Annotated in this window: 2 protein-coding genes and 1 pseudogene; all 3 read right to left on the bottom strand. The window is 64.3% G+C overall.

Going from position 1 to position 2,865, the window contains the following annotated elements; genetic code table 11:
• Positions 1-89, bottom strand: an 89-nt coding sequence (locus AC2VON_RS23365) for a PPE domain-containing protein (RefSeq protein ID WP_486954981.1), incomplete at its 3' end; no start/stop codon positions are given.
• Between the two features lie 48 nt (positions 90-137).
• Positions 138-1,346 carry a PPE family protein gene (locus AC2VON_RS23360; protein WP_486954980.1) on the bottom strand — a complete coding sequence of 403 codons (1,209 nt, stop codon included), beginning with the start codon at positions 1,344-1,346 and terminating at the stop codon, positions 138-140.
• Between the two features lie 27 nt (positions 1,347-1,373).
• Positions 1,374-2,698 (bottom strand): annotated as a pseudogene (locus tag AC2VON_RS23355) (ISL3 family transposase).
• Positions 2,699-2,865: the final 167 nt, after the last annotated feature.

Below are 2,865 nucleotides of genomic sequence, written 5' to 3'. Positions count from 1 at the left end.
GCCGCCGCGGCCCGCGACATTGATCCGGACCCGGCGCCGGCGTAGATACGGCCGGAATTGACTTCCGGCGGCAACATCCCGTAATCCATCTCTACCCCTTCCGTCTAGGTTGTCCCGTTGCACCGTGCGGTCAAGGGTTATTCGTCGTCTTCGGTTATCAGGATGATGTTTATGGTCGCATCGTCTGCCACCACAGCATCTGCGGTGCGCCCTTTGCCGGCTGTGGCGGTGCCAGATCCCACGATCGCCCGTCCGGCCAGGCCGGAGAGCGCCATGCCACCGAATAGGTTTCCTTCTTCGGCGGCAGTGACCGCTGCCACGGCCGCGGCCGGGTCCGACACCGGCACAAACACGGCAGCCGGCTTGATTTCCGGGGCCGCCAGCACCCAACTGTGCGGCACCGACATGTTACTGACCAAAGCCGCGCGTCCCATGCTGGCTGACACTTGCGCCGGTGTCGCCGAGCTGGCCAGCACACCCCCGGAACCAAACACGCCCGGCGGGAGACCTAGCACGACTTTGTCGAACTTGCTGGCCACGTTCGCAAAGTTGACCCCGGTTTGCGTTAACGAGTAGAGCAAAACGCCTACAAGTTCGCCTTCTGGAAGCCCGGACAACAAATTGAACGGCGATAGCGACCCGATGGTCACATTTGCTAGCACGTCAACGAGAGAAGGCGGGGCGGCCGACGCCGGCGCGGCGGCCACCGAGGCCGCCATGGTGTGCAGCAACTGGGGAACCGAGGACAGCAGAGCCGGCAATGCCTGTGCCGGTGTCTGGGCGGCGCGGGTTACTGCTGCGGCCTGCGCAACCAGACCGCTGAAGTTGGTGGTCTGCGGCGGCTCGCCGAACGGAGTCACTGCGGATGCTGCCGAAGCAGAACTGGCGTAACCGTACATGGCCGCGACGTCTTGCTCCCACATCTCGGCGTAATCGAGTTCGGTAGCCACGATAGCTTGGGTGTTCTGCCCGAAAATATTGGTTGCCACCAGGGATGCCAATAAGCTGCGATTGGCCGCGACGGCCGGCGGCGGCACGGTGGCGGCAAATGCAGCCTCGTAGGCGGCCACCGCGGCCCGGGCTTGGGCTGCGGTTTGGCGCGCGCGGACGGCGCTGGTGTCGAGCCATGTCGTATACGACTGGGCCGCGGCAGCCATCGCCGCGAACGACGGGCCATGCCATCTGCTAGCCAGCCCAGAAGTTATCGACGAGTAGGCGGCCGCCATGAGCTCCAAATCTGCGGCCACACCGTCCCACGCGGCAGCGGCGGCCAACATTGGAACTGACCCGGGACCCGTATACAAAAGACCCGAATTGACCTCTGGCGGCAATATCCCAAAATCCATTTGAAATCCCAAAGTGGCTCTTCCGACTTAACCGGGGCATAGTTGTCTGGTCCTGAGTGACACTCGCCGTGACTGGCGGGTGCAGGCCCACCGTACCCGGCGGCGTTGATTGTCGGGGTTGGGAAAGCCGAATGCGATGCGGCCGACGTGTTTGACGATGTAGTTGTAGCCTTCACTGCGCCCGTTCGACAGGCCGGTAATGATCGCTAAAATCATTGGCACCTGCCAGGTTTCGATGGTTACGGCGAAGTCATGGATCCCGGGTACCGAGGTGGCGGCACAGAAGGCGTAGAAGCGGTACAAGGCCGCGGCGATATCGTAGCGCAGGCCGCCGGTCGCGGTGCACGCGAGCACGTCGCGCAGCAGCTCCTTGGCGACCCAGGCGGCCAGGATGTCGCCGTAGGGGTCGGCGGCGTCCAGCGCGGCCACCAAGCGCTCGCATTGGGCCTCGGTGAGCCGTTCAGCGGCACGAGCAGCCGGCGCCGGTTGATCCACTCCGGGTCCGCCTTGCGACCGCGGCGGCCCCACGAGTTCCAGGTGATGCGCCGCCGCACCGCCTCGACCATCTGGTTGGCTCGTTTGACCAGGTGGAAGCGGTCCACGATCAGCTCCGCGTGCGGCAGCGCGTCGCGGGCGGCCTTGGCGTAGGTGGTCGGCATGTCGATCGCCACATGGGTGATCGACTCGCGCCACGCCGAGTCGCGTTCGGCCAGCCAGTCCGACACGGGTTTGGCCGAGCGGCCGTTGACCTGGACCAACAGACCGCCCGCACCGGTGATATCGATCAGCCCGGTGTCGAACCGATCGATCCAGACTCGTTTCCCGGTCTCCGGGTATATCTCGTATTTCGCTTTGCCCCTGCGAGTTTCATCGATTCCCAGCACAGTCACCGGCCCGGGCTCGGTGCCCAGCACCAGGTCGGCGGTCGCCGCGACCGCGTCGTGACAGGCGTTCCACGTGCAACCGTAGGCAGCAGCGACCGCGACCACCGACCGATCGTCGTCGAGCACCATGCAGGCCATCTCCGACTTGGCCCGGGTCCTCATCCGGGCCCGAGCCGGGACCGCCGGAGTCGCCTCGGTGAACGACTTGCGCTTGCACACCATGTTGGTACACAACCACTTACGCTTCTGCCACACAATCTGGGGGCGGTCCGGGTCGATCTTGATATCGCGCGGCTGAGTCGTGACCCAGCCCTTCGACCGCGACGATCGGGTCCGGCACTTCGGACATTTACCGACCCATTCCTCGGCAGTGCCGACAACGACCACGCTGGCACCGTCTTCACCTTGGCTCACCGTATCTACAACGATTCCGTCGAGACCGAGCAGCAATGTACTACCGTTGGACACACTCGCGCCTTTCTGCGATCTGGATGCGTAAGAACACCCCGTACGCAAGGGCGCGAGCCCCTAATCAGTCTGAACCGCCCCGAGTTTCGTGCACACCGGTTTACTTGACTCCGGTCAGCTGACCGGTGTGGTGTGCATGGTAGTCGGCTTCGTATTCGACGGGCGGT

The sequence above is a fragment of the Mycobacterium sp. TH-M82 genome (assembly GCF_057473605.1).
Note: the sequence above shows the minus strand (reverse complement) of the source record. Positions and strands in the feature narration are given on the sequence as shown.